Raw genomic sequence first — 25,545 nt, forward strand, 5'->3', positions numbered from 1 at the left:
GGAAAGGCGTTTTATGGCAAAGGCAATGCTCCTCGGACTGGTACTTGCAAGCGTCTTCCTGTCTGCGGCGGCGCAGTTGATCCTGAAGATCGGCATGTCGAGCGCGGCGGTGCAGAGCGCTCTGGCCCAGCCGGAGCAATCGCTGTTCCGCACGGCGATGGTGATCGCGACCTCGCCTCTGGTCATCCTCGGCCTGAGCTGCTTTGTGCTGAGCGCGCTCATATGGCTGCTGGTTCTGGCGCGCGTCGATCTCTCTACCGCCTATCCCTTCATCGGGCTGGGCCTCGTGATCACCGTGGCGTCGAGCTATTTCATCCTTGGCGAGCCCATATCGACCACCAAGCTTGTCGGCGTTGCGTCCATTGTCTTCGGCGTGGTGCTGATCGGCCTCTCCCTCTCCCCGACGGACAAACCGGAACAGCTTTCCGGGACCCTCGAACAGGCGTCCCGTCTCTGACTCCCGGTCCCCGCGAGGGGACCATCAGCACGCCATTTTCATGAGCAGCGGCTGGAACAGCGCGTCGCCGAACGAACGGAACCGCTCGACCTCGCCTGATGCGCCCCGCGACAGGATCAGCGCGCGCATGTTCAACCGCGCGGCCACCGCCCAATCCCGCTCTACCCGGTCGCCAATCAGCACCGAGCGATCGGCTGCGACACCCGATAGGCGCAACAGCTTGGCAAGACCTGCCGGGTCGGGCTTGGGGCGGCCAACGTCGGGGTCAGTGGCCGCGACGATATAGTCGGCGGTCAGGTCCAGCGCCGCAAGCTTCGCAACCGCCGGATAATCCGAAAAGATCGCGATCCGCTTGCCCTCGCGCGCTATCGCCTGGAACAGCTGCTGGATACCCGGACGGCGGCAGGCGGCAAGCATGGACAGCGGCCGCTCTTCCATCCATTCAGCGACCAGCCCGCGCACCTCTTCGGGGGTGCAGCCCCTCTCGGCCGCCGGAATGCTGTATTGATCGGCCAGGAAATCCTGCGACCCTTCGGCCAGCGCCTCGCGACAGCGGCGGAAGGAACGCAACGTCAGCAGCGTGTCCAGACTTCGCCGGGCGATCGCATCCCGCAGCAGTGCCGCCAGCATCCGCGCGCGCAGCCACCTTTGATCGTAGAGCGTGCCATCCATGTCGAAGATGACGAGGTCGATCGCGCTCCAATCGATCGGGATGGACTGCGCCGCCATGCCGGACCCGATCAGCCGACCATGATGAGATAGGGCTGCGACAGCGAACTCAGCCACGGCAGGTCGACAAAGGTGGCGACCACCACCGCCAACACGGCAAGGCCGGTCGCGGCGAGCAGGCGGCGCGAACGGAACAGCCGTTCGGGCCGCTGCGCCACCGATCCCTGCCGCAACGCCAGCCACATATAGATGGCGAACAGGCCCGCGATGAAGGGAAAGGCGATGATATATTCAAGACGATATTTGATCAGGAACACCGCAATGAAAAAGGCCGACAGCATGGCGTAGAGGAAGCAGGATACGGTCAGGTTCTCGCTCGTATAGCTGCGGAACGACTTGCGATAGCGGTGCAGCATCTCGACGCCCTGATCCGCGACGACATCGCGATATTCGCTCAGCCGCTTGGCGCCCATCAGGAACGCGCCCCCTGCCCAATAGGCGATGAACAGGCTGGCCGGGGGCAGGGCGGTCGGGTCCACCATGGCCCAGCCCAGCACCAGACGGATCGGATTGTTCACCGACTCGCTGATGACATCCAGATAGACCTTGTCCTTCGTCCGGATCGGCTCGACATTATAGGTGATGCCCGACAGCCCGAACGCCACCGAAGCGACGAAGAACAGCTGCCCCAGCTGGTAGCCGAGCAACAGCCCGAGCAGCAGCAAGGCGAGATATTCGGCATAGACCAGCGTCGGCGAAAGCGCCTGATGAACCGCCGTGCGCTGCGACTTGACCGGATGAAAGGCGTCGAATTCCCGATCCAGCCACTCGTTGATCACATAATTGGCCGATGCGATCAGTATGGCGCTCGCAAACCCCAATAGCAGCCGGTCGATCGAAAGATGTGCCGCGTTGTGGTGGACAGCATAGGCCAACACGATGCCCGGAATGATGAAGACATGCTTCGTCATGTGGTCGAAGCGCGCGATCGAAAGATAATCGCGCAGCGACGCCTGGGATGTAATGGCGCCACGGGCGGTGGCGTCAGACTGGTTGATCATCACTTACTGCTCCTTCGGGGCATGCAGATAAGCTCATCCCGTTCGCGGCATTGGGCGGTGAAACGGGCGTTACTTGCTGTCCATTATCGTCCACGATGTTGCCGCTATTATTGCCATAGGGACCTGGGTCAGGCCAGTGGCGCCCCCGGTTCAAAGGGGGCAGAAGCGCGACGCATTTGGATACGGATCAGAGGCATTCTGTCCCGAAAGAGCCTTGACCCATATGGCAATTCCGGGCGGCAGGATGACCGGCCTCCCGGCCCCGACAGTGGCCAATCGCGGCGCAGCCCGGATGTCCGGCGACCCGTCAGCGGTACTGACCGCAGAGACGCATCCCCATGATTTACCAACCCATCAGGAACGACAGCAGAGGCGTCTAAAGCTTTTTCAAAGCGGATGGCATCATCCGCTGGCTCGGAAAATGCGGGAAAAAAGACAAATGGAGCATGATCCGATTCAGTCTGCTTGGATCATGCTCCAATCGCGCTTGGTCAGCTTGCCGCGCCCTTGTCAGCCGGTGTCGGCCAATTGTTCACGATAACCGGACCAACAGGCCCCGGCCGACAAGCCTCACTCCGCCGCGTCTGCCACAGCCTCGGGTAACGCCCGCACCGCCTCGGGCGAAGCAGGCTCGCGCACCAGCGCCTCGACCGGCTCAAGCTCCTCCAGCTCGCGCCCGCCCGTCTCGATATTGAGGTCACGCAGCTTGCGCCCGGTCACCAGCACGCGTCCCTCGAAGCTGCCGACGAAGCTGTTATAATCGCTCACCGCCCCGGTCAGCCGGTTGCCCAGCTTCTTGAGCGACCCCGCCGCAGCCGCCAGCCGTTCATACAGCTCCTTGCCCAGCGCGCCGATCCGCTTGGCTTCGTCGGCCATCTTCTCCTGCCGCCACACCGCCGCGACCGTGCGGGCGATGGCGATGAGGTTGGTGGGGGTCGCCAGCAGCACGCGCTTGCCGAAGGCGTGATCCCAAAGCTGCGGATCATGCTCCAGCGCCGCCGACAGGAAATGCTCGCCCGGCACGAACATGATGACATAATCCGGCGCTTCATCGAACTGGTCGGCATAGCTTTTGCGCCCCAGCGTCTCGACATGCGCGCGCATCGCGGCGGCATGGGCGGACAGCAGCCGCTTGCGCTCCTCCTCACCGTCGGCGCCATAGGCGTCCTGATAGGCGTTCAAAGACACCTTGGCGTCGATCACCAAGGCGCGGCCACCGGGAATGCGCACGATCGCGTCAGGCCGCAACCGCCCATCCTCACCCTCGACGCTCACCTCGGTGCGGAAATCGACATGTTCGGAAAGCCCGCACGTCTCCAGCACGTTGCGCAACTGCTGCTCGCCCCAGCGGCCACGCGCCTTGGGCGCGTGGCGCAGCGAATCGACCAGCCGCTGCGCTTCCGCGCGCACGGCTTCCTGCCCCGATTTCATCGATTCAATCTCACCGCGCAATATGCCGTAAGCCTCGGTGCGCTGCTGTTCGATCTGGCTGATCTTCTGGTCGTACCGCTGGATCGTCTCATTGACCGGGTGCAGCAATTGCTTGAGCTGCGCCTCGCTCTTCTCATGCGCCTGCGCCAGCCGCTGATCGGCGCGCTCCAGGAAATGGCTCTGCGCCTGATGCAGCAATTTGCCGCCAATCTCGCTGAACTGCGCCGACAACTGCTCCTTCGCGTCCTTCAGTGCCACGATCTGCGCCTCGAAAGCCTCGGCCCGTGCCTGCGTGTCGGATTGCAGCGCCGCCAGTTCCCGCTCGGCCAAGCCCCGCGCCGCCCGCTCATCCTCCAGCCGCAGCGCCAGCACGCCCGCCTGCGCCGCCCGCTCCTGCGCCACAACCAGTTCCTGCAACGCGCCGTTGCGCTGCGCTTCCGCCTGCGCCAGCTTCGCAACAAGCTCGGCCTTTTCCGCCGCCAGCGGCGCCACTGCCTTCCCACGCAACAGCCAGCCCAGCGCCAACCCTGCGATCAGGGCGGCCAGACTGAGGATGATGGCAAGGCTGTCCATTAATGATCCTCCGTGGAACGAAAGGTGAACCTAGCGGCCGTCACACGGTGCCGCAAGCGCTAGTTGCGCCTCACCCGAGCATAAGGCGAAAATGGCCAAGCCGCGCGACCGCCTCATCGATCACCGCATCGCTCTTGGAAAAGCAAAGCCGCACCAGATGCGTGACCGCCGCGTCCGGATAAAATGCCGATATCGGGATGGCCGCCACGCCCGCTTCGTCGATGATCCGTTCGCAAAAGCCGACATCGTCGAGCGCGATCCCCGAGGTGGCCAGATCGACCGTCACGAACCAGGTGCCTGCACTCGCTTGCACGTCATAGCCCGCCCGCCGCAATCCCTCGACCAGCCGGTCACGCGACGCCTGATAACCCGCCCGCATGTCCGCAAACCACGCTCCCGGCTTGGCCAGCCCCTCCGCCACGGCCCATTGCAGATTGGGCGGACTGGTGAAGGTCAGGAACTGGTGCGCCCGTCCTAACAGCCTCGCCACCAGCGGCGCCGCGCACATCCAGCCGATCTTCCAGCCGGTGACCGAAAAGATCTTGCCCGCCGATCCGATCTTCACCGTGCGTTCGGCCATGCCGGGAAACCGCATCAACGGCTGATGCACCCGGCCGTCGAATGTCACATGCTCCCACACCTCGTCGCAAATGGCGATCAGGTCATGCTCCACGCAAAAGGCCGCCAGCATGGCCAACTGCGCCTCGTCCATCACGCTGCCGCTGGGATTGAGCGGGTTGTTGAGGATGAGCAGGCGTGCGCGCGGCCCCACCGCCGCTTCCAGCGCCTCCCGCGTCACGCGCCAGTCTGGCGGCGTCAGCCTGATCACCCGCGCCACTCCGCCCGCGCGCTCCACCAAAGGCAGATAGGCATCGTAAAGCGGCGCCAGCAGCAGTACCTCGTCCCCCGGCTGCACCAGCGCGAACAGGCTGGCCGCAATCGCCTCGGTCGCGCCGGAGGTGATGATGACCTCTTCCGGGGTCAACGCCAATCCCTGATGCCGCCCATAATGCGCGGCCACCGCCGCCCGCAATTCCGGCAAGCCGCCACTCGGCGGATATTGGTTGGACCGGGTCATCAGCGCGTCGGCCGCGGCGCGCAAAATATCCTCTGGTCCCTGCGCGTCGGGAAAGCCCTGGCCGAGGTTGATCGCCCCCGTATCCCGCGCGCGGGCCGACATTTTCTCGAAGATCGTGGCGGGCATGTCCCGATAGACGGGATGGCCAAGGAGCGCGCTGGTCATCGCGTCAGCCTAAAGCCTGCAACCGCCCGAGTATAGCGCGCTCAAGGGCTGTAAATCCCCCTTAGCCCCGTTCGGGCTGAGCTTGTCGAAGCCCTTCCCTTCTCCATGCCCAATGGGTGGAGGGAGGCGCGGTATCGCCGAACCGTCAACCTGTAAGGCGCGGCACCTTGCGGTGCCGAATGACGCGGGCAGGCATCCCTCGGATGCCTGCTATTTCCGCGTCATTCCCATTCGATCGTACCGGGAGGCTTGGACGTGAAGTCATAACATACCCGGTTGATACCCTTGACTTCATTGATGATCCGCGTCGCCACCCGGCTCAGGAACGCCGCATCGAACGGATAGATATCCGCCGTCATGCCGTCGGTCGATGTGACCGCCCGCAGCGCGCACACACTGTCATAGGTGCGATGGTCGCCCATCACGCCCACCGTCCGCACCGGCAGCAGCACGGCAAAGGCCTGCCAGATCGCATCATAGAGGCCCGCATTGCGGATCTCCTCCAGATATACGGCGTCCGCCTTGCGCAGGATATCGCACCGTTCCTTGTTCACCTCGCCGGGAATGCGGATGGCAAGGCCGGGACCGGGGAAGGGGTGGCGGCCGACGAAAATCTCCGGCAGCCCCAATTCACGGCCCAGCGCGCGCACCTCATCCTTGAACAGTTCGCGCAGCGGCTCGACCAGCTTCATGTTCATGCGATCGGGCAGACCGCCGACATTATGGTGGCTCTTGATCGTCACCGAAGGCCCGCCGGTGAAGCTCACGCTCTCGATCACGTCGGGATAGAGCGTCCCCTGCGCCAGGAAAGCCGCGCCACCGATCTTCTTCGCCTCATCCTCGAACACGTCGATGAAGGTCTTGCCGATGAACTTGCGCTTGGCCTCGGGGTCGGTGACGCCCTCCAGCCCCTTCATGAACAGCGTCTCGGCGTTCACATGGACCAGCGGAATATTATAGCTGCCCCGGAACAGCGACACGACCTGCTCGGCCTCGCCGCTGCGCATCAGCCCATGATCGACGAACACGCAGGTCAGCTGGTCGCCGATCGCCTCATGGATCAGCACGGCGGCCACCGCGCTATCGACGCCGCCCGACAGGCCGCAGATCACCTTGCCGTCGCCGACCTGCTCGCGGATTTCGGCGATCTTCGTCGCGCGGAATTCCGCCATCGTCCAGTCGCCCTTCAGGCCGCAGACATGGCGCGCGAAATTGGCGATCAGCTTGCCACCATCGGGCGTGTGCACGACTTCCGGGTGGAATTGCGTGGCGTAGAAGCGCTTTTCCTCATTTGCCGTCATGGCGAAGGGCGCGCCTTCGCTCACCGCCACCACTTCAAAGCCCGGAGCGAGCTGCGTCACCTTGTCGCCATGGCTCATCCACACCTGATGCCGCTCGCCCTCGGCCCACAGGCCATCGAACAGCGCACAACGCTTCTTGATTTCGATGAAGGCGCGGCCGAACTCGCCGCTTTCCCCGCCTTCGACATTGCCGCCCATCTGCTGCATCATCGTCTGCTGGCCATAGCAGATGCCCAGGATCGGAATGCCCGCGTCAAAGAAGCTTTGCGGCGCGCGCGGGCTGTCCTCCCACATCACCGACGAAGGACCGCCCGACAGGATGATGCCCTTGGGCTGCATCCGCTTGAACGCGGCGTCGGCGCTGTTGAAGGGGGCGATCTCGGAATAGACGCCCGCCTCGCGCACGCGGCGCGCGATCAGCTGCGTCACCTGGCTGCCGAAGTCCACGATAAGGATGGAATCCTGAAGGGGCAGCGTCATCGAATCGCCTTTATGAGCCGAGAGAAATGGGATGGGGCGCGGTTAGTGCGCTTGGCCGCGCTTGTCCAGCGAAGGGACGTCCTGCGCCCGCCCCGCCGCCCAGCCGAGCAGCGCCGCGCCCGCCAGAACCGCCGCAGCGATCAGGAAAGGGCTGCCGATGAAAGGCAACACCGGCCGCTCGCCCACCGACAGGCTATATAACGCGCCAAAGAAAATGGGCGAGAGAACCCCGGCGATCGACCCGACGCTGTTGTTCGCGCCCTGCAACTGCCCTTGCTCGGATTCAGACACGCGTTGCGTCATCAGCGACTGGATCGTGGGCATGGCGAGCCCCCACAGCGCATTAGGGAACACGGCCGCGATGAACAATGCCTCCGTGGACGCCAGGCCCATGGCCGCCAATCCCAGCGCGCCAAAGGAAAGTCCTATGATCATCGTCCGCCGGTCGCCCAGCCGCTTGGCCATTGGCCCGACGATCAGGCCCTGCACGCCCATGTCCAGTACCCCGACGAGCGCGAACAATGTGCCCACCTGCCAAGGCCCCCAGCCATAGCGGTCGCCCGCATAGAGCACGAACACCGCCGAAAACAGGTGATGCGCGAAATGGAGCAGGAAGTTGACGGTGGCGAGGCTCGACAGCTCCGGATGCGACCTGAGCAGTTTCAGCGCGCCGAACGGATTGGCCCGCTTCCAAGAAAAGGCCATCCGCTTCTCCGGCGCTAGCGACTCAGGCAGGACGATCAGGCCGTAGAGGAAGGCGAGGGCGGAAAAGCCCGCCGCCGCCCAGAAAGGCGCCCGCACCGAAATCTCCCCCAGCATGCCGCCCAGCAGCGGCCCGGCGACGAACCCACCGCTGAACGCCGCGCCGATCAGCCCATAGCCGCGCGCGCGCTTCTCGGGCGGCATGATGTCGGCCATATAGGCAAAGGTCGACGTGAAGCTCGACGACGTAACCCCCGCCAATATCCGCCCCAGCGCCAGCCACCACAGATTGGGCGCCAACGCCATCAGCAGGAAGTCCAGCGCCAGCCCGGCAACGGAAATCAGGATCACCGGCCGCCGCCCGAAGCGATCCGACAGCGATCCAATGATCGGCGAACACAGGAACTGCATCACCGCCCACAACGCGACGAGCAGGCCGTTCCACAAGCCCGTGCCCGTGGTCGATCCGGTCAGCTCCTCGATCAGTTGCGGCACGACCGGAATGACGATCCCCATCGACATGACGTCGAGCATCGCCGTCAGAAGGATGAACGCGATGGCGGCGGTACGGGGCGGGACGGGCGGCGGGGACATGATGGCTCCTCGCGCTGCGACGGCCTTAAGCCTTCAAAAGCAGAAGACGCCACCAGCTCAGCGCATGCATTGGATCGGGGACTCTCCTGACGCGCTCGGTTCAATCACGCCATGACGAAGCCCGACCTCCTAGCGGCTTCGCTGACCGAAAAAAAGGGGTTTGCTCCGGCCCCGGCTATCGCGCCGCCGGGTTCCGGGAAAATTGGAGATTGGCGATCCGGCCATTCTGCACTGAACAGGTGAAATGGAGCGTCCGGCCGTCCTCCGACCGCCAGCTGGAACGGGCATCGATGTCACCCTCGACCTGATAGTTCCCGCGCGTCTCCATCGGCTCCTGCACCTGCCGTACCTCGGCAAAGCCGCCGTCCCGCTCTGCCTCGTCACGGGCCGCGACCGCGCATTCGGTGATCGCTTCCTCGCGCTCCCGGTCGACCCGCGCGTCTTCAGCCCGCTCGCCCGGACGAGCATAAGCTTGACCGCGCGAAGGGGAACCGGCCTGCTCATCCACCCCGCCCGTTACATCGGAAAAATCATCGTCCGCCCGCTGCTGCGCCTGCGCCTGGCTGCCCCGCTCCTCGCCGCCGGTCGCATCCTCATCCGCATAAGGATCATCCTGCGCCTGCCGGTCGCTCGCGCCAGGATAGCCATAATCCGGTTGCGTCTGTGCATGGACCATGCTGCCGGGCACCAGCGCCGCCACGCCCAGCATCGCTCCCGTCATCCAAACCGCCTTGCCGGTCATCCCATCACTCCTTGTCAGCTGCGCGACATGTCTAGGCTTGACCGGCTGTCGCACGGCTGAACGTGGCTGGGGCATCGTCGAGGCAGAGGTAGACAGCGCAAAAACAAAACAGGCCGCAGCTCCATCGAGCCGCAGCCTGTTTCGATTTATCCGGCGGCCCCTAAAAGGAGCGCCTTGCCTTGATCAGGCCGCTTCCAGCTCGTCCGCGTCGGCGTTCTGGACCGGACCTGAATCCTTGCCCTTCGCATCGACGTCGCGGTCGACCAGCTCGATGATCGAGATCGGCGCAGCGTCCGAAGCGCGGATGCCAGCCTTGATCACGCGGGTGTAGCCGCCGTTGCGATCCTTGTAACGCTCGGCCAGAACTTCGAACAGCTTGACCAGCTGCGTGTCGTCCTGAAGACGGGCGTGGGCCAGACGGCGGTTCGACAGGCCACCCTTCTTGGCGAGGGTGATCAGCTTTTCGACGTAGGGACGCAGTTCCTTCGCCTTGGGCGTGGTCGTCAGGATCTGCTCATGCTTGATGAGCGAAGCCGCGAGGTTGCGGAGCAGCGAGTTACGATGCCCGGCGCTGCGCTGCAGCTTACGATGACCAACCTTATGACGCATGTCTCTTTCCTTCCGTTCGTTAAGGGGCCGTTTCAGGTACCCCAGACCAGGCGACCGTTAGAGGTCGTCGCCCATTCCACCTAGATTGGATCGTCACCCCAGCGAAAGCTGGGGTCTCAGGCCCGATGTTTTGCCATGAGGCACGAGATCCCAGCTTTCGCTGGGATGACGCTTACCCAAGCAGCTCTTGTTCGAGCTTCTTGGCCATTTCCTCGATATTTTCCGGCGGCCAGCCGGGGATGTCCATGCCCAGACGCAGGCCCATGGACGACAGCACTTCCTTGATTTCGTTCAGCGACTTGCGGCCGAAATTGGGGGTGCGCAGCATCTCGGCTTCGGTCTTCTGGACCAGATCGCCGATATAGATGATGTTGTCGTTCTTGAGGCAGTTTGCGCTGCGAACCGACAGTTCCAGTTCGTCCACCTTCTTGAGCAGGTAGCGGTTGATCTGGTTGGTGTCGCTCTCGCCCTCGGCGGCAGCAGCCGCAGCGGTGCCAGCAGCCGGAGCGGCCACGGGCAGCGCGTCTTCGAAGTGAACGAACAGCTGCAACTGGTCCTGCAGGATGCGGGCAGCATAGGCCACCGCGTCTTCCGGCGTGACGGTGCCGTCGGTCTCGACGGTCAGCGACAGCTTGTCATAGTCCAGTTCCTGGCCGACGCGGGTATTGTCGACCTTGTAGGCGACCTGACGCACCGGCGAATAGAGCGCGTCGATCGGGATCAGGCCGATCGGCGCGTCGGCCGGACGGTTGGCGACGGCGGGGACATAGCCCTTGCCGACGTCAGCGGTCAGTTCCATGTTCAGCGTCGCACCCTGGTCCAGGTGGCAGATCACCAGGTCGGGGTTCATCACTTCGATGTCGCCAACGGTGGTGATGTCACCGGCGCGCACTTCGCCCGGACCAGTCGCGGACAGCTGCAGGCGGCGGGGACCGTCACCTTCCATGCGGAGCGCAACCTGCTTGATGTTGAGGACAATGTCCGTCACATCTTCACGCACGCCGGCCAGCGACGAAAATTCGTGGAGCACGTTCTCGATCTTGATCGAGGTGACCGCCGCGCCCTGGAGCGAGGACAGAAGAACCCGGCGCAGCGCGTTGCCAAGCGTCAGGCCGAAACCACGCTCCAACGGTTCGGCAACGAAAGTCGCCTTCCGCTTGCCGTCGCCCGTCGCCTTGATCTCAAGGCTGTTGGGCTTCTTCAATTCCTGCCAGTTCTTCATGTTGACAGTCATGTATTTCCCCTGGGGATAGGCCGGAACGTTTGAAATCCTGAACCCGACAGGACCGACCGGCGATGTAGATGGGTTAGCGGGCGGCGCGTCCGCCGCCCGGAAAACTCAAGCGCAGCGGTTAGACGCGGCGGCGCTTGGAAGGACGCACGCCATTGTGCGGGATCGGCGTCACGTCGCGGATCGATGTGATGTGGAAACCGACGGCCTGCAACGCGCGCAGAGCCGATTCACGGCCTGAACCGGGACCCTTAACTTCGACTTCCAGGGTGCGCACGCCATGTTCGGCAGCCTTGCGGCCAGCGTCTTCGGCGCAGACCTGCGCGGCGTACGGGGTCGACTTGCGGCTGCCCTTGAAGCCCATCATGCCGGCCGAGGACCAGCTGATCGCATTGCCCTGGGCATCGGTGATGGTGACCATCGTGTTGTTGAAGCTGGCGTTGACGTGCGCGACGCCGGCCGAGATGTTCTTGCGCTCGCGCCGCTTAATGCGCTGGGGTTCGCGTGCCATGTTGCTCTATCCTACTGAAATCGTTGAAAGCGGAAGTCACCGGAGGGCCATGCCGAAAGGTTGACCCTCAACGATTACTTCTTCTTGCCGGCGATCGGCTTAGCCTTGCCCTTGCGAGTGCGCGCATTGGTGTGCGTGCGCTGACCGCGAACCGGCAAGCCCTTGCGGTGACGCAGGCCGCGATAGCAGGCCAGATCCATCAGGCGCTTGATGTTCATCGCAGTTTCACGACGCAGGTCACCTTCAACGGTGAGGTCGGCGTCGATGGCTTCGCGGATCTGCAGGACTTCGGCGTCCGACAGGTCCTGAACGCGGCGGCTGTGATCGATGCCCAGCTTGTCGGCGAGGTCGACGGCGGTCTTGCGGCCGATGCCGTGGATGTAGGTGAGCGCGATGATCACGCGCTTGTTGGTCGGGATGTTAACACCCGCAATACGTGCCATGGTAATCTGTACTCCTGCTCCACGGGGCGGTTGGCGCCACCCCATCTCAAAGCGTCCGGGCCGAGCCCTAGAAGGACTTCGGCCGATTCGATAACCCCCGAGACGCAAAAAAGACGGCCAGTGCCATGCACTGCCGCTCACCAGCGTGTCCGGGATGCGTCCGCCCCTAGCGATTCGGCGGGAAACTGTCAATTGGCAAGGGTGTTTAGGGCTGCGTTCTAGGGATAGCACACTCCTGCTCCCCCTCCCGCATGCGGGAGGGGGCCGGGGGGTGGGCCAGCGCAACGCCGATGTGACGAAAGGAGTGCTACTCGCGTTCTCCTTCCGGAGAAGGGCGTATATCGCAACCCCCCAGCCCAAAAAATGCATTTCCCGGTTGAACCCGTTCCACCCCCTCGGGCATTGAGGGGCACATGCGCATATTCCCCGCCTCCGCCATCCTCGCGTCCCTGCTCCTCCTCCCCGCCTGCGTCGGCGCCCCAGAAGCGCCCCCGCCGCCAGCTCCGCGCCCTGCGCCCGCGCCCTCGGCAAGGCCGCCTCTACCCGTTCCCGGACCGGTCGAATGGCAATATCGTCCCGCGACGCCCGGCAACTGGAGCTACCACGCGGAAGGATCGGGATCCGTCGCGACCTTCGCCAGCCCCGCATCCGGCACGCTGCTTTCCTTGCGATGCGATCCCGCCGCAGGCCGGATCAGTCTTCTGCGCGCCGGGACAGGGAGGGGGAACGTCACCCTCCGCACCAGCTATGGCGCGGTCAGTTGGCCCGCCACGCCGAACGGTTCGGGAACCCTCGCAGTCCGCGCCGCCAGCGACACAGTGCTGGATCAGATTGCCTACAGCCGGGGCCATTTCGCCGTCGAGGTGCAGGGGCTCGAAACCCTGATACTGCCCGCCTGGGCAGAGGTCGGCCGGGCCATAGAGGACTGCCGTCGCTAAAGGGTCGGTTTCCGACCGCTTGCCGTACATCTTGTGGGGGGATCGACTGAAAAGCACCAGATCGGCTTTTCAAGCGGACGCGCCATTATGATTCGAAAAAAGAATTTTACAAGTCTTGATCATGCTTCCCGTCTGATTCACAGTCCATGTCGTGGCCAGGTCAAAAACGGTTTTCCAGGGCGGGCTGCGCGGGCTTTAACAAGCGAAAGGAGGTGATCCGATGTCTCATGGTTCAGCAGTGAGGTCGGTCAAGTCCATTCGGGAAACGCGCCGCTGAGCGACGTCATAACGTCGGTTTTTACAGACATTGAAACAGCCTCTGCCGCGACCAGTCGCGAACTGGCTTCCTTTGTCTGCAAAGATAGCGCGATCAACGTTTCCGTGTGGCGGCACTTCCGGCCGCTGTGACCATGTCAATGATGGGCCGCTGGGACTTATCTACCCAGCGGCCCCTCTCATTTTTGTGGCTTTGAGCGCGAACTGTTACAGGCTGGCGCGCAACCGATATAGGCTTAAGCGCAACCCAGTTCCCTCTCTCCTTCAGGGGCCGCAGGGAGGCGCGTGACTCCCTGCGAGGTTAGGGAGAGGGGCTGCACGCTTAAGACGAAGCGCAACTCTCCCCCTACCTCTCCACCCCCTTAACCTTCCCCCACGTCCGCGCCGCCGTATATCCAAGATACCCCGTGCCAAACAGCGCATAGAGCGGCTCCGGCAGCGCCTCGAAATAGCCCCGCATCGCCCGGACGATCGCCGCCGCCCCCTCCGGCCACATACCCCCGATCAGCCCGACCGGCACCGACCACAGCAGCAGGGCGTACATGACGTATAGAAAGGCTGGCCGCGCCCGCAGCGTCCAGCGATCGGCGCGCCGCCTCCGATTGCCCGCAGCCGTCCCACCTCTAACCAAGTCGGTTCGCCAACCAGCCGTAGAGGAAGGCTTCGTTGGCAGGCCTGCTCTCCGCCAGCGCCAGATAACGTTCCCCTTGCAGTGCCTCGATCGCCTTCAGCAGCACCTTCTCCCCTGCCTTGCCCCGCAGCGCCATGAATGCGCGCAGCGCCGCCAACGTCTTGGCGCCGATCGTGCGGTCGACCTTCAGGTCGGGATAGTCCTTCTGATTGCGATTAAGCGCGTTGAGCGCCCGTTGCAGGAAGCCGGTCGCCGTGCCCGGCCCCATATTCACTGCGCTGTCGAACAATTCGGCGGCGATGTCCGGCGCGACCTCCGCGACAAAGGCATAGCCCGGCCGTTCCCAGTAAAGCCTGCGGTAGATCGTCTCGGCCAGCGTCCGCGGCAATTTCCGCATATCGCCCGCATAGCCATTGGCCCGCGCGACGGCCTGGGTGATTCCGAAATTCGTAGGCCCGCCCCGATCCGCCGGATGATGGGAATAGCCACCTTCGCGCGCGATCACCTCGTCAATCAGTGCCGAAATATCCATGAACCCGCTTCCCTCGTCGAATGAGGCAGGGCATTTATCCCATTTGGTTAGATGTAGGACAGCAAAAATTCGCGCCCAACGCGAGAAATAGGAAAAATAGGATTTTAGGGGAGGGGAAGGGCAATCCGCAAAAATGCGTTCTTCTCGCCACTTCCTTCATGATTTTTGGTCGGGACGAGAGGATTCGAACCTCCGACCCCCACACCCCCAGTGTGATGCGCTACCAGGCTGCGCTACGTCCCGACCGGAGCGGCGGCACATAGAAGCATGTTTGAGAACATGCAAGCGTTTCGGCGCGCGCTTTTTGCCGCTTTCTTCCTTCCCTAATCATGTTGCCTCCCTATCCCGATCTGTGTTAGCCGCGCGCCTTTGATCCGCAGGCATTTGCCTGTCTGCGGCTGGACAAGAGATAAGGCGAAAGTCCCACCATGTTCATTACCCCAGCCTTTGCCCAGACCGCGGGCGAACAGTCGTCCGGTGCCTCCATGCTGGTGCAGATGGCGCCGCTCGTTCTCATCTTCGTCGTCTTCTACTTCCTTCTGATCCGCCCCCAGCAGAAGCGGATGAAGGACCATAAGGCGAAGATTGGCGCGGTTAAGAAGGGCGATCAGGTCGTGACCGGTGGGGGCCTTGTGGGCAAGGTAGCCCGCGTCGATGAATTCTACGTCGATGTCGAACTCGCGCCGGGCATGAAGGTGAAGGCGGTCAAATCGACGCTCACCGATGTCATCGATCCGGCGACCGCCAAGCCCGCGAACGACTGATCGGCCGATGCTGAACTTCTCGCGCTGGACTATCGCAGCGATCCTGCTGCCCCTGTTGATCGGCATCACCTGCGCCATTCCCAGCTTCCTGCCGGACTCTGCGGTTCAGCGGCTGCCCGGGTTCATGCAGACCCGGGTGAACCTTGGCCTTGACCTTTCCGGTGGTAGCCATCTTCTGCTCGAAGCGTCGACGCAGGACGTGGCTAAGCAGCGTCTCACCAACATGGAGGAGCAGGTCCGCACCGAGCTTCGGCGCGGCGGCCCGCGTATCTCGGTCGGCGACATTTCCAGCCGCGACGGGAAGCTCAGCTTCATGGTCCGCGATCCCTCGCAGGTCGATGCTGCGGTGGAGCGTATCCGCCCGCTGACACAGGGCGCGGGGCTAACAGGGCAGCGCGACTTCAATGTCGAGGTGGTCAACAGTTCGACGATCGTGATCACGCCGACCGAGGCGGGGATCGACAATGCGGTCAAAAGCGCGATGGAGGTGGCGACAGAGGTCATCCGCAAGCGCATCGACGAAATGGGCACGCGCGAGCCGACCATCCAGCAGCAGGGCGGCAATCGCATTGTCGTGCAGGTGCCTGGCCTCCAGAATCCGAAGGCGTTGAAGGACCTGCTCGGCCAGACCGCCAAGCTGGAATTCAAGCTGGTCGATACCAGTGCCAATCCGTCGGAAGTTGCTCAGGGCCGCGCGCCGGTCGGCAGCGAAGTGTTGCCTTATCCCGGCAACCCATCCGGTGTTCCGGCGATCGCGGTCAAGCGCCAGGTCATGGTGTCCGGTGAAGATCTGACGGACGCGACGCAGGGCTACGACCAGAACAACCAGGCGATCGTCAACATCCGCTTCAATGGGTCAGGCGGGCGCAAGTTCGGCCAGGTGACGTCCCAGAATGTCAACCGGCCCTTCGCTATCATCCTGGATGGCCAAGTCCTGTCGGCGCCGAACATCAATGAACCGATCCTCGGTGGCTCCGCCCAGATCAGTGGCAATTTCACCGTTGAAAGCGCCAACCAGCTCGCCATCGCCCTGCGATCGGGCAAGCTGCCCGTCGCCCTGACCGTGGTGGAGGAGCGCACCGTCGGCCCACAGCTTGGAGCCGATTCAATCCGCGCCGGATTGCTGGCCTCAGTCATCGCGGTAGCTGCGGTCGCCATCTTCATGTTCGCGAGCTACGGCCGCTTTGGCATGTATGCGAACCTCGCGGTCGCCATCAACGTGCTTGTTATCCTTGGTGTCATGGGGATGCTGGGGGCGACGCTGACGCTTCCGGGGATCGCCGGCTTCGTCCTGACCATCGGCACGGCCGTCGATGCGAACGTCCTTATTTATGAGCGCATCCGTGAAGAACGGCGGCGAGGGCGCGGCGTGGTCCAGGCAATCGAGTTCGGCTACAAAGAAGCAAGCCGGACTATCTTCGAGGCGAATGTGACCCATGCGATCGCCGGCGGCATCATGCTCGCGCTCGGCTCCGGCCCGGTCAAGGGCTTCGCGATCGTGCTATTGATCGGCATAGCGACCAGCGTGTTCACCGCCGTCACCTTCACCCGCCTGCTCGCGTCTCGCTGGCTTCGTGCCAAGCGTCCGACCGAGATCCACATTTAAGGGGCCGGGAGAAAACCCATGAAACTTCTTAAGCTCGTCCCCGACAATACCAACATCGGCTTTGTGAAGCTGCGCCATTGGGCGTTCGCCCTTACCGCGCTGCTGACCGTGCTCGCCGTGGGTGCGACGATCCATCGTGGCCTCAACCTTGGCGTCGATTTCGTCGGCGGCCTGATGATCGAGGCCCGGTTCCAGCAACCGGCGCAGCTCGATCGGGTTCGCACGACGATTGACCGGCTCGGCGTAGGCGATGGATCGCTGCAACAGTTCGGCGATCCCAAGACCGTACAGATCCGTCTGCCGCTACCGGAGCAGGGCGGGGCAGGCGCGGCCAATGCGATCGTGGAAAAAGCGCGCAAGGCGCTGACCGCTGAATTTCCCGGCGTTACTTTCTCCCGCTACGACACGGTGTCGGGTAAGGTGTCCGGCGAGTTGATCCAGAATGGCGTGCTGGCAGTGATGCTGGCGGTGATCGGCATCGCCATCTTTTCCTGGTTCCGCTATGAATGGCAGTTCGGCGTATCAACCTTCGTGGCGATCATGCACGACGTTCTTATGACGCTCGGCTTCTTCGCGATCACCCAGCTGGAATTCGACCTGAACATCGTCGCTGCCGTCCTCACGATCGTCGGCTACTCGATCAATGACAAGATGGTGATCGACGACCGCATCCGCGAAAACATGCGGAAATATCGCAAGATGGATATGAAGGCACTGATCGACCTTTCCGTCAACGAAACGCTGCCTCGAACCGTGATGACGTCGCTCACGATCATGCTCGCCCTGGGCGCGCTGTTGCTGTTCGGCGGTCATGTGTTGCGTGGCTTCACCGCTGCCATGATGCTGGGCATCGTCGTCGGCACCTATTCGTCGGTGTATGTTTCCTCGTCATTGCTGATCACGCTGGGGCTCTCGCCGCAGCTGACGGAACGGAAAGCGGGCAAGCCGAACATCGCCGCGCAGGCAGAGCGCATGGGTCCGCGTGATGACGGGGCGCGGCCCTGACCGAAAAGCGCACTGGTATCGAGTTCCGTCGTGATGAGACGGGGCAGGGGCCGATTGTAACCGGTTTTTCGGGCAGAGGCTTTCGCGTCAGGGATGACGTCTTTCCCGAAGGGCTGTTGCTCACCCCGGTCCGCGCATCGAAGTGGAGCGAGGCGCCCTCTTCGGAGAAGCTAACGCTTGCCTCTCTGGGTGACCTGCTGACGATCGATCCCCTGCCGGAATTTCTCTTGCTCGGCACCGGGGGAGGTTTGCGCCAGCCGCCTCGGGTTTTCGTTCGCGAACTCGAAAATATGGGCATCGGCGTGGAAGTGATGGACAGCCGTGCCGCAGCCCGCGCCTGGGGCGTGTTGCGGGCCGAAGAGCGCTGGATCGTGGCGGCCTTGCTCCCGCTTTGACGGGTGCGGCGCTCGGCAGCGCGCTATGTCATTGGCTTTTCTGGCGCCGTCTTGCGCTTTGCGCGGCATCCGCATAGTTTGGCATCAAGTTCCGCCACCTGTCGGTGTCGGCGAAGAAGAAAAGTGATCCGGCCATGGTGCAGCAAAGCCGCCCATCGCCGCAGAGTTCCGGTCCCGCCGGGGGTGTTTCGGGCAAAGCTGCCCGCTCCGGCCAGGGTAATGGGAGCACGGCTGCGGCCATACCTCCCCCGTCGAAGCAGCGGGGCTCATTGCCTCATCCGCCGCGTGGCAGGCGGTCTTATGCTGCGATAGATTTGGGCACCAACAATTGCCGACTGCTGATCGCCAAGCCATCGGCTGACGGTTTCATCGTCGTCGATGCCTTTTCCCGTATCGTGCGATTGGGTGAAGGCCTGGCTGCGACGGGACGGATCAGCGATGCCGCGATTGACCGAGCGATCGCCGCGCTTTCCGTATGCGCTGACAAGCTGCGACGAAGGCACGTGACGTTGGCGCGATCCGTCGCAACCGAGGCATGCCGCCGCGCTGTCAACGGCGCGGAGTTCATCCAGCGCGTCTATCGCGAGACGGGGATCGCTCTCGACATCATCAGTGCGCAAGAAGAGGCGCGGCTTGCCGTCATGGGCTGTCACGCGCTGCTGGAGCCTGGCGACGGTCCTGCATTGATCTTCGACATAGGCGGCGGATCGACCGAACTGGTGCTCGTCGATGCAAACCGGGCGGGCGCGCCGCACATCGTGGATTGGGTCAGCGCGCCATGGGGCGTGGTGTCGCTCACCGAAAGCGAGTTGTTCGACCATGCCGATCAGAATGAACGTCTGGCTGCCTACGGCCGAATGCGGTCGCGTGTGGCGGATGCCTTTGCGCCACTCGCCCGCCGCTTGCCGCGACAAACTTCCTCGATACGTTTGCTGGGTACATCGGGCACCGTGACGACACTGGCCAGCGTGCATCTCAATCTGCCGCGCTACGATCGGCAGGCAATCGATGGGCTGATTGTACCTTCGACATCGATGCGGTCGATTTCCGGCAGGCTATCCACCATGTCGTTGGCCGAACGGCAGAAATTACCCTGTATTGGTTCTGAGCGAGCCGATCTGGTAGTGGCCGGATGCGCCATCCTGGAATCCATCCTGGACATCTGGCCCGCCGAGCGGTTGGGCGTAGCTGATCGCGGCATTCGCGAAGGTATATTGCGCGGCCTTATGGATCGCGATGGAGCAATGATGTGAGAGGCGCGGGCGCCGGCAAGGTTCGGGTCAAATCGGCAAAGGGGCGGACGGCGCAATCGACCCGCTGGCTGGAGCGTCAGCTGAACGACCCCTATGTTCGCAAGGCGAGGGCGGAGGGCTGGAGAAGCCGGGCCGCGTTCAAGCTGATCGAACTGGATGAAAAGTTCCATTTCGTGAAAGGCTCACGCGCCGTGGTCGATCTGGGCGTCGCGCCGGGTGGCTGGGCGCAGGTGGTGCGCAAGCTCTCGCCCAAGGCGAAGGTCGTGGGGATCGATTTGCTGCCGACCGACCCAATCCAGGGCGTCACGCTGTTCCAGATGGACTTCATGGATGACAAGGCGCCGGCTGTCCTGGCTGAGACTCTTGGCGACGCGCCCGATCTTGTGATTTCCGACATGGCTGCGAACACCGTTGGCCATCCGCAGACCGATCACTTGCGCACCATGGCCCTGGTCGAAGCAGCGGCTTGGTTTGCAGTGGAAAATCTGCGCAAAGGTGGAACGTTCGTGGCCAAGGTGTTCGCGGGCGGCACCGACGCCGATCTGCTTGCGGTGTTGAAGAAGCATTTTACGACGATCAAGCACGCGAAGCCGCCCGCCAGCCGCAAAGGCAGCGTGGAATGGTATGTCGTGGCGCAGGGTTTCAAGGGACGGCCCGACGAACAGGGCTGACGCAGCTACGCGCGGCGTTTTTCAGAAAATGGGGGCACATTGGTTTCGACGGTATCGACGGTCGCCTATCTCGGGCTGGACGCGCGCAGCGTGGAGGTGCAGTGCCAGCTCGTTCCGGGCCTCCCCAACTTCATCCTTGTCGGCTTGCCGGACAAGGCCGTGGCGGAAAGCCGCGAGCGGGTGCGCAATGCCATCGCCGCGATCGGCCTGTCCCTTCCGCCCAAGCGAATCACGGTAAATCTTTCACCTGCGGACCTCCCCAAGGAAGGATCGCATTTCGATCTCCCCATTGCACTTGCGCTGCTCGGCGCGATGGGGGTGATCGATGCCGAGACGCTGTCGGGCTATGTCGTCGTGGGAGAATTGGGGCTTGATGGCCGCATCGCTTCCACCCCCGGTGTGCTGCTCGCCGCATTGCATGCTGGCGAAAAGGAGTTGGGCCTCATCTGCCCGGTCGCTCAGGGTCCGGAAGCGGCCTGGGCTGGTCAGGTGGAGGTCATCGCCGCCCCCGATCTGCTGAGTCTGCTTAATCACTTCAAGGGCAATGCCGCGCTTTCCCCGCCACAGCCGGGCGTCGTCGAGGTTCCGCATCGTACGGCAGATCTGCGCCAGGTGAAGGGGCAGGAAACGGCAAAGCGCGCGCTGGAGATCGCCGCAGCCGGGGGGCATAACCTGTTGATGGTGGGGCCACCGGGCGCAGGTAAGTCGTTGATGGCAAGTTGCCTGCCCGGCATCCTGCCACAACTCACTCCGGCCGAAGCGCTGGAAACGTCCATGGTGGCAAGCGTCGCAGGGTCACTGGAAGGCGGCCGCATCAGCCGCGCACGGCCGTTTCGCACTCCGCACCATAGCGCATCGATGGCGGCGTTGGTCGGCGGCGGGCACAAGGCGCGGCCGGGTGAGGTCAGCATGGCGCACCTTGGCGTCCTCTTCCTCGATGAGCTGCCCGAGTTCCAGCGCACTGTACTCGACTCGCTGCGTCAGCCGCTGGAAACAGGCGAGGTTACGGTTGCTCGCGCCAACGCCCATGTCACTTTCCCGGCGCGGGTTCAGCTTGTTGCAGCGATGAACCCTTGTCGCTGCGGCCATCTTGCTGATCCAGCTCTCGCCTGCTCACGCGCGCCGCGCTGTGCCGCGGATTATCAGGCCAAGGTTTCGGGGCCACTGCTTGACCGTATCGATCTGCATGTCGAGGTTCAGGCCGTGACGGCGGCAGATCTCGTCCTGCCTCCTCCAACTGAAGGTTCGGTGGAAGTGGCGGGCAGGGTGGCGGCCGCGCGAGACCGGCAGACGCAGCGCTATGCCGGAACCCGCGTCCGAACCAATGCGGAAGTCGACGGAGAGCGGCTTGAGGAAGTTGCTGGTCCTGATGCCGCTGGGCGGGAACTACTGGCGCAGGCGGCAGCGGCGATGAAGCTCTCTGCCCGGGGCTATACCCGGGTATTGCGTGTGGCCCGGACAATCGCCGACCTTGCGGGCGCGGAACAGGTCGGCCGCGTACATGTGGCCGAAGCGCTCAGCTACAGGCGGCGGGCGCCAGTCAACTGACCCGAACCGGTTCGGCTAGTCTGACGCTTGTGGGTGAAACTGCCGAAGCATCAACCGTTGAAGTCGCGGAGATTCAGCCGCGGCTTCGGATATCAGCGTTCCGGGCAGCGGCGACTTGCTGGACGTTTCGGGCGGCTTCCAGGAAAGGTCGCGGATTGACGGGCTCCCCCTTCAAGCGCACTTCGAAATGAAGGTGGTCACCCGTTGAGCGGCCGGTTGAACCCATGCGCGCGATCTGATGTCCACGGAGCACCTCTTGCCCAATACGGGCATTGAAACCGGACAGATGGGCATATCGCGTCATCAAGCCGTTACCATGGGTGATCTCCACCACATTGCCATAGCCGCTCCGCTGACCAACGAAGCTGACCCTGCCTGTCGCGGCGGCCAATATGGGTTCGCCGTGACGGCCGGGAAAGTCGATACCCGCATGGAATGCGGCATGGCCATTGAACGGATCGCGGCGATAGCCATAGGAACTGGATTGCATCGGGGCCATCGTCGGGAGGCCAGATGGAATGGTCTTCAGACTGGTCTCCAAGGATTCCATCCGGGAAAGAGCATCAGAAAGACGCTCAAATTCCTGGGGCATCGGTCTCTGCACATCACGCCAGGGCACGAAGGGACCGCCTTGCGCACGGGGAGCGGCACGCGCCAATAGGTCGGGATTAAGACCTAAGCGGCGAATTGCATGCGCCGTTTCGTCCGCCCGGCGCTTGACTGCATGAGTAAGAAGCGCCGCGAACCGGCGCTGTCTCGCGTCAATCGCTCCCAGAGGATGAATGTCTTGAGTGGCACTGATGCGCACCTTTGATGAATCGGCCCCGCCTTGCGTGGAAGCTGGTTCAGACAGGTCTTTCAGTGCCCCGTTAGTTTGGGAAGCGTCCTCGCCAAAATGAGCCTGATAAAGATCGTCCATGAAGTCTTGCCGCGCCTCCAGGTCACGCGCACGTTGTTCAATGGATTTCCTGTACTCAGCTATCGCTCTGGTTTTCGCATTGATCGCGGCGCTTTCCCTCTCCATTTCAGAGCGATTCCAAGAAAGCGACAGAGCCAGCGTGGCCGCGCCGATAATCAGCGCTGCGGATAGGAGAAGCGTCGATACCTGGGTGCGGCTCGAGATGCGGACACGCTGCAGCTTTCCGCCAGACTGGAAGAGGAATTGCCGCTCGGGGCACAAAGCGGCAATCCTCGCCCATAGGCTGAAAATGCCCAATCTACACCGCTGCAACAATGACGACCCCGTGCTCAATTCTTAGAGAATCGGCCCATTAGCAAAGGGGCGAGCAGCACGCGAATCCGCCAACGCGGACTCGTGACGAGTCGAAATCAGATCGGGGCGAAACGTGCTTCGGCCGTTCCGGTTCCTGACGAAAAGTAAAATCATGCCTCGGTGGGACGAGCTGCGACATGCAACCCCAGCAGAGCGGGAACTTCACTAGCCGGGACGGCTGCCCCGAAATGAAAGCCCTGTGCATAATGGCACCCACCAGCACGCAGATAATCAACCTGATGGACGTTCTCGACACCCTCGGCGACCGTTCGAATGCCAAGGCTGTAGGCAAGATTCAGCAATGTTCGCACAATGGCGGCGTCATCCGGATCGGTTTCCAGGTCCCGGACGAAACGCTGATCTATCTTGATGATATCTATTGGAAACTGCTTCAGATGCGAGAGCGACGCATAGCCGGTGCCGAAATCATCCAGCGCGATGGACAGGCCCGCTGTACTCAATTGATGAAGACTGCGTTCCACGACCTCCGCATTCCGGCCAAGAAAAACCGACTCCGTCACCTCCAATTCGATCCTTGCAATGGATACCCCCGTCGCGGCGAGTCGGGAGAGCAAACGATCAGGGAAGCTGCCATCGTGAAGCTCAACCCCTGGCACATTGATGGCGACATGACCGAAATCCAGTCCCTGATCCTGCCAGCGTCGACAGTCGGCCAGAATCCGATCCAGCATCCGCTCGTTGATTGTCCGGCCTAGCTCGGAATGTTCGAACGCAGCGGCAATCTCGGACGGCATGATGACTGAGCCGTCAGTACGAACGCATCTCAGCAGCGCCTCGAAGCCGATGATGGCGCCCGTCGATAGATCGATCTTGGGCTGATACCAGGGGACGGGTGGGGCATGGACCAAGGCGTGGCGTGCGCGATCCAGCATTCGGGCTTCCTGCTGCCAGCGTTCGAGCAGCGAGGGCTCGAACAGGCACGCGCGGCCTCGTCCGCCATTTTTCGCTTCGTACAGGGCGATGTCCGCGAATTTTATAAGGTCCGCAATGTCCCCAGCATGTTCCGGAAAAAGTGCAACGCCCATGCTGACGCGGCAATCGACGTCACGATGGCCGTAGGCGAGTGGCTGATGAAGTTGAGCCATCATGCGCGCCAGGATCGCTTCCAGATCCGGTCCATTGCGCAGACGCGTCAACAGAACGGCAAATTCGTCCCCGCCCATGCGCGCGACCAGATCTCCCGGCCGAACCGCGCGCCGCAGGCGCTCGGCTACAGCGCAAAGGAGCGCATCGCCGACCGCATGCCCGGCGCTGTCGTTGATTCGTTTGAACTCATCGACGTCGATCAGCACAACGGCCATCTGTCCGCCCGCATGCCCTGTCGCACTTGCCGCCTGCGCCAGCGTCGCCATGAAATGCGAGCGGTTTGCCAAGCCTGTCAGCGCGTCGGTCATGGCGAGATGGGCAAGATGCCGCTCGGCGTCCTTCCGGTCGGTAATATCAACGATACTGGAAAGGATGCATTCTTTGTCGTCTATTTGAATCGGGCGCGTCGCGAGCAACACGTCGTGGACCACCGCATCCTTTCCGACGATACGGCATTCCTGATTGTTGAGCGCATCGCCGCTTGCGATCTGGTCCCGCAGGCTCGCCTGCGCGGCGGAGCCCTCGCCAAGCAGGTGAACGCGCGAAATGTCGCTGTCTGATCCAAATGCCTGAGCAGCAGCATCGTTGAAGCGGATTACTGTGCCGTCCTGACGCGTGACCAGCAGCGGGATGGGGACGCTCATGAACATGCGCTCTAGCGTTTCGCTGTTGCGCGCCAACGCGGCTCGCGCCGTACCGGCGGCCTGGCTCGCCACCCACTCAAGGCGCTGGAGGCGGTTTGTCCGCATGATCGTGATCCACATGCCGCAGTGAAGGATCAGCACGGCCATGATCATGCCGGGAGCGGTGGGGGATAAGGGCGCGGGCGCCAGATAGCCGATGAGTAGCGCAACTCCACATCCGAGCCCGCCGCCGAAATTGCCCCGGAAGCTGGTAGGCACGCCCAGGTAAAAGATCAGCGGCAGCATGACGAGCACGAAAATCGCGATATCACTGCGGGAACTGACCAGGAATGCCACACCGATTGCGGTTACGATCTGCCAGGCCAAGCAGAGCCGCTCGACCTTCTGGAAGGACTCCAGCTTCCGGCTGAAATACAGGCATCCAAGTGACCATAGCACCACAATGAGGCGCGCCGGTACTGCGATCCAGAAATGGGGCGTGCCGAAAAAGCGCCAATCACTCAGCAGGAAAAGCGCATTCAGGGCGGCCGAGCAGAGGAAGAGTATACGGGCGTGCCGACGCGACTCGGTGAGGCGCTCCGCTTGAAAAGCGGCTTCCTGTGGTCGGCTGAGAAACTCACCCGTGAAGAGAGAAAGATGGGGCACGGCCAATCCAGGTCGGCGCTCCCGGTGGCGCCACTGGAAATCAATAGAATAGCGTCGGTTATCAATCTGCTAATGACGGCTTCACCATCTTGGAACGAAGCCGAAACAGGGTGGCGGGCCGCCGTTCTTGACCGGATTACCGTGCCTCGCTATAGGCGCGCCTGCCCAGCGGCGATCCACCTGCAAAGATTCGGTCTTTCTGGTCGGTGA

At 62.9% G+C, this 25,545-nt stretch carries 24 protein-coding genes and 1 tRNA gene; 9 read left to right on the top strand and 16 right to left on the bottom strand.

Annotation, left to right across the window (positions count from 1 at the left end; genetic code table 11):
* The first annotated feature begins 13 nt into the window (after positions 1–13).
* Positions 14–457, top strand: a complete 444-nt coding sequence (locus ACZ51H_RS12115; protein WP_464801983.1) for a DMT family transporter — start codon at positions 14–16, stop codon at positions 455–457.
* Between the two features lie 24 nt (positions 458–481).
* Here ACZ51H_RS12115 and ACZ51H_RS12120 read toward each other — a convergent pair whose 3' ends face one another.
* The 11 genes from ACZ51H_RS12120 to rpsM all read right to left on the bottom strand — a co-directional run bounded on the left by ACZ51H_RS12120 (position 482) and on the right by rpsM (position 12,047).
* Positions 482–1,243 (bottom strand): HAD family hydrolase, encoded by a 762-nt coding sequence (locus ACZ51H_RS12120; protein ID WP_464801984.1) that lies wholly within the window; start codon positions 1,241–1,243, stop codon positions 482–484.
* Entirely contained in the window at positions 1,198–2,187 is a 990-nt protein-coding gene (locus ACZ51H_RS12125) for a UbiA family prenyltransferase (RefSeq protein WP_464801985.1), read from the bottom strand. Before ACZ51H_RS12125 ends, ACZ51H_RS12120 begins: the two co-directional genes overlap by 46 nt.
* 570 nt (positions 2,188–2,757) lie before the next feature.
* Positions 2,758–4,191 carry a DNA recombination protein RmuC gene (locus ACZ51H_RS12130; protein ID WP_464801986.1) on the bottom strand — a complete coding sequence of 478 codons (1,434 nt, stop codon included), beginning with the start codon at positions 4,189–4,191 and terminating at the stop codon, positions 2,758–2,760.
* A gap of 70 nt (positions 4,192–4,261) precedes the next feature.
* Entirely contained in the window at positions 4,262–5,434 is a 1,173-nt protein-coding gene (locus ACZ51H_RS12135; RefSeq protein WP_464801987.1) for an aminotransferase, read from the bottom strand.
* A gap of 221 nt (positions 5,435–5,655) precedes the next feature.
* Entirely contained in the window at positions 5,656–7,215 is a 1,560-nt protein-coding gene (gene guaA / locus ACZ51H_RS12140) for a glutamine-hydrolyzing GMP synthase (RefSeq protein WP_460987176.1), read from the bottom strand.
* A 42-nt stretch (positions 7,216–7,257) separates the two neighbouring features.
* On the bottom strand, positions 7,258–8,511 hold the full coding sequence (locus ACZ51H_RS12145) for a TCR/Tet family MFS transporter (RefSeq protein WP_464801988.1): 1,254 nt from the start codon (positions 8,509–8,511) through the stop codon (positions 7,258–7,260).
* Between the two features lie 175 nt (positions 8,512–8,686).
* Positions 8,687–9,253, bottom strand: coding sequence for a hypothetical protein (locus ACZ51H_RS12150; protein ID WP_464801989.1), 567 nt, complete (start codon positions 9,251–9,253; stop codon positions 8,687–8,689).
* A gap of 183 nt (positions 9,254–9,436) precedes the next feature.
* The gene (gene rplQ / locus ACZ51H_RS12155; protein WP_196225074.1) at positions 9,437–9,862 is read right to left on the bottom strand and encodes a 50S ribosomal protein L17; all 426 of its coding nucleotides are present in this window, start codon (positions 9,860–9,862) and stop codon (positions 9,437–9,439) included.
* 172 nt (positions 9,863–10,034) lie between these two features.
* Positions 10,035–11,096, bottom strand: a complete 1,062-nt coding sequence (locus tag ACZ51H_RS12160) for a DNA-directed RNA polymerase subunit alpha (RefSeq protein ID WP_449470787.1) — start codon at positions 11,094–11,096, stop codon at positions 10,035–10,037.
* 118 nt (positions 11,097–11,214) lie between these two features.
* Positions 11,215–11,604, bottom strand: coding sequence for a 30S ribosomal protein S11 (rpsK, locus tag ACZ51H_RS12165; RefSeq protein WP_004208752.1), 390 nt, complete (start codon positions 11,602–11,604; stop codon positions 11,215–11,217).
* 74 nt (positions 11,605–11,678) lie between these two features.
* Positions 11,679–12,047 carry a 30S ribosomal protein S13 gene (gene rpsM / locus ACZ51H_RS12170; protein WP_007707977.1) on the bottom strand — a complete coding sequence of 123 codons (369 nt, stop codon included), beginning with the start codon at positions 12,045–12,047 and terminating at the stop codon, positions 11,679–11,681.
* Positions 12,048–12,460: 413 nt separating this feature from the next.
* On the opposite strand from rpsM, the gene ACZ51H_RS12175 reads away from it, so the two are divergent.
* A complete protein-coding gene (locus ACZ51H_RS12175) occupies positions 12,461–12,985 on the top strand; it encodes a hypothetical protein (RefSeq protein WP_464801990.1) in 525 nt (174 codons plus the stop codon).
* 622 nt (positions 12,986–13,607) lie between these two features.
* Here ACZ51H_RS12175 and ACZ51H_RS12180 read toward each other — a convergent pair.
* The 3 genes from ACZ51H_RS12180 to ACZ51H_RS12190 form a co-directional block, all read right to left on the bottom strand.
* Positions 13,608–13,892, bottom strand: a complete 285-nt coding sequence (locus tag ACZ51H_RS12180; RefSeq protein ID WP_449470794.1) for a 3TM-type holin — start codon at positions 13,890–13,892, stop codon at positions 13,608–13,610.
* On the bottom strand, positions 13,885–14,424 hold the full coding sequence (locus tag ACZ51H_RS12185) for a glycoside hydrolase family 108 protein (RefSeq protein WP_464801991.1): 540 nt from the start codon (positions 14,422–14,424) through the stop codon (positions 13,885–13,887). The genes ACZ51H_RS12180 and ACZ51H_RS12185 overlap by 8 nt, the downstream gene beginning before the upstream one ends.
* Before the next feature lie 166 nt (positions 14,425–14,590).
* Positions 14,591–14,667 (bottom strand) — tRNA-Pro (locus ACZ51H_RS12190).
* A gap of 185 nt (positions 14,668–14,852) precedes the next feature.
* Between ACZ51H_RS12190 and yajC the strand changes: the two genes are divergently transcribed.
* From yajC to ACZ51H_RS12225, 7 genes are all read left to right on the top strand, one after another.
* Positions 14,853–15,188, top strand: a complete 336-nt coding sequence (gene yajC / locus ACZ51H_RS12195) for a preprotein translocase subunit YajC (protein ID WP_196225079.1) — start codon at positions 14,853–14,855, stop codon at positions 15,186–15,188.
* Positions 15,189–15,195: 7 nt separating this feature from the next.
* Positions 15,196–16,794, top strand: coding sequence for a protein translocase subunit SecD (secD, locus tag ACZ51H_RS12200; RefSeq protein WP_464801992.1), 1,599 nt, complete (start codon positions 15,196–15,198; stop codon positions 16,792–16,794).
* Positions 16,795–16,812: 18 nt separating this feature from the next.
* Positions 16,813–17,799: a protein translocase subunit SecF gene (secF, locus tag ACZ51H_RS12205; protein WP_460987189.1), complete on the top strand. Its 987-nt coding sequence runs from the start codon at positions 16,813–16,815 to the stop codon at positions 17,797–17,799.
* Between the two features lie 53 nt (positions 17,800–17,852).
* Positions 17,853–18,194 (top strand): MTH938/NDUFAF3 family protein, encoded by a 342-nt coding sequence (locus tag ACZ51H_RS12210; protein ID WP_449474570.1) that lies wholly within the window; start codon positions 17,853–17,855, stop codon positions 18,192–18,194.
* Positions 18,195–18,328: 134 nt separating this feature from the next.
* On the top strand, positions 18,329–19,447 hold the full coding sequence (locus ACZ51H_RS12215; protein WP_196225081.1) for a Ppx/GppA phosphatase family protein: 1,119 nt from the start codon (positions 18,329–18,331) through the stop codon (positions 19,445–19,447).
* The gene (locus tag ACZ51H_RS12220) at positions 19,444–20,118 is read left to right on the top strand and encodes an RlmE family RNA methyltransferase (protein ID WP_464771673.1); all 675 of its coding nucleotides are present in this window, start codon (positions 19,444–19,446) and stop codon (positions 20,116–20,118) included. Before ACZ51H_RS12215 ends, ACZ51H_RS12220 begins: the two co-directional genes overlap by 4 nt.
* Positions 20,119–20,157: 39 nt before the next feature.
* Positions 20,158–21,666, top strand: a complete 1,509-nt coding sequence (locus ACZ51H_RS12225) for a YifB family Mg chelatase-like AAA ATPase (RefSeq protein WP_464794089.1) — start codon at positions 20,158–20,160, stop codon at positions 21,664–21,666.
* A gap of 73 nt (positions 21,667–21,739) precedes the next feature.
* On the opposite strand, the gene ACZ51H_RS12230 is transcribed toward ACZ51H_RS12225, so the two are convergent.
* Positions 21,740–22,882: a M23 family metallopeptidase gene (locus ACZ51H_RS12230; RefSeq protein WP_464801993.1), complete on the bottom strand. Its 1,143-nt coding sequence runs from the start codon at positions 22,880–22,882 to the stop codon at positions 21,740–21,742.
* Between the two features lie 167 nt (positions 22,883–23,049).
* Complete coding sequence (locus tag ACZ51H_RS12235; protein WP_464801994.1) at positions 23,050–25,335, bottom strand: putative bifunctional diguanylate cyclase/phosphodiesterase; 2,286 nt, start codon at positions 25,333–25,335, stop codon at positions 23,050–23,052.
* Positions 25,336–25,545 lie beyond the last annotated feature (210 nt).

Source organism: Sphingobium sp. TomMM15 (assembly GCF_055397045.1).

Coding starts and splice junctions, on each gene's coding strand:
- ACZ51H_RS12115 (WP_464801983.1), top strand. CDS start 14: ATGGCAAAGGCAATGCTCCTCGGACTGGTACTTGCAAGCGTCTTCCTG.
- ACZ51H_RS12125 (WP_464801985.1), bottom strand. CDS start 2,187: ATGATCAACCAGTCTGACGCCACCGCCCGTGGCGCCATTACATCCCAG.
- ACZ51H_RS12130 (WP_464801986.1), bottom strand. CDS start 4,191: ATGGACAGCCTTGCCATCATCCTCAGTCTGGCCGCCCTGATCGCAGGG.
- ACZ51H_RS12135 (WP_464801987.1), bottom strand. CDS start 5,434: ATGACCAGCGCGCTCCTTGGCCATCCCGTCTATCGGGACATGCCCGCC.
- guaA (WP_460987176.1), bottom strand. CDS start 7,215: ATGACGCTGCCCCTTCAGGATTCCATCCTTATCGTGGACTTCGGCAGC.
- ACZ51H_RS12145 (WP_464801988.1), bottom strand. CDS start 8,511: ATGTCCCCGCCGCCCGTCCCGCCCCGTACCGCCGCCATCGCGTTCATC.
- ACZ51H_RS12150 (WP_464801989.1), bottom strand. CDS start 9,253: ATGACCGGCAAGGCGGTTTGGATGACGGGAGCGATGCTGGGCGTGGCG.
- rplQ (WP_196225074.1), bottom strand. CDS start 9,862: ATGCGTCATAAGGTTGGTCATCGTAAGCTGCAGCGCAGCGCCGGGCAT.
- ACZ51H_RS12160 (WP_449470787.1), bottom strand. CDS start 11,096: ATGACTGTCAACATGAAGAACTGGCAGGAATTGAAGAAGCCCAACAGC.
- rpsK (WP_004208752.1), bottom strand. CDS start 11,604: ATGGCACGCGAACCCCAGCGCATTAAGCGGCGCGAGCGCAAGAACATC.
- rpsM (WP_007707977.1), bottom strand. CDS start 12,047: ATGGCACGTATTGCGGGTGTTAACATCCCGACCAACAAGCGCGTGATC.
- ACZ51H_RS12175 (WP_464801990.1), top strand. CDS start 12,461: ATGCGCATATTCCCCGCCTCCGCCATCCTCGCGTCCCTGCTCCTCCTC.
- ACZ51H_RS12185 (WP_464801991.1), bottom strand. CDS start 14,424: ATGGATATTTCGGCACTGATTGACGAGGTGATCGCGCGCGAAGGTGGC.
- yajC (WP_196225079.1), top strand. CDS start 14,853: ATGTTCATTACCCCAGCCTTTGCCCAGACCGCGGGCGAACAGTCGTCC.
- secD (WP_464801992.1), top strand. CDS start 15,196: ATGCTGAACTTCTCGCGCTGGACTATCGCAGCGATCCTGCTGCCCCTG.
- secF (WP_460987189.1), top strand. CDS start 16,813: ATGAAACTTCTTAAGCTCGTCCCCGACAATACCAACATCGGCTTTGTG.
- ACZ51H_RS12215 (WP_196225081.1), top strand. CDS start 18,329: ATGGTGCAGCAAAGCCGCCCATCGCCGCAGAGTTCCGGTCCCGCCGGG.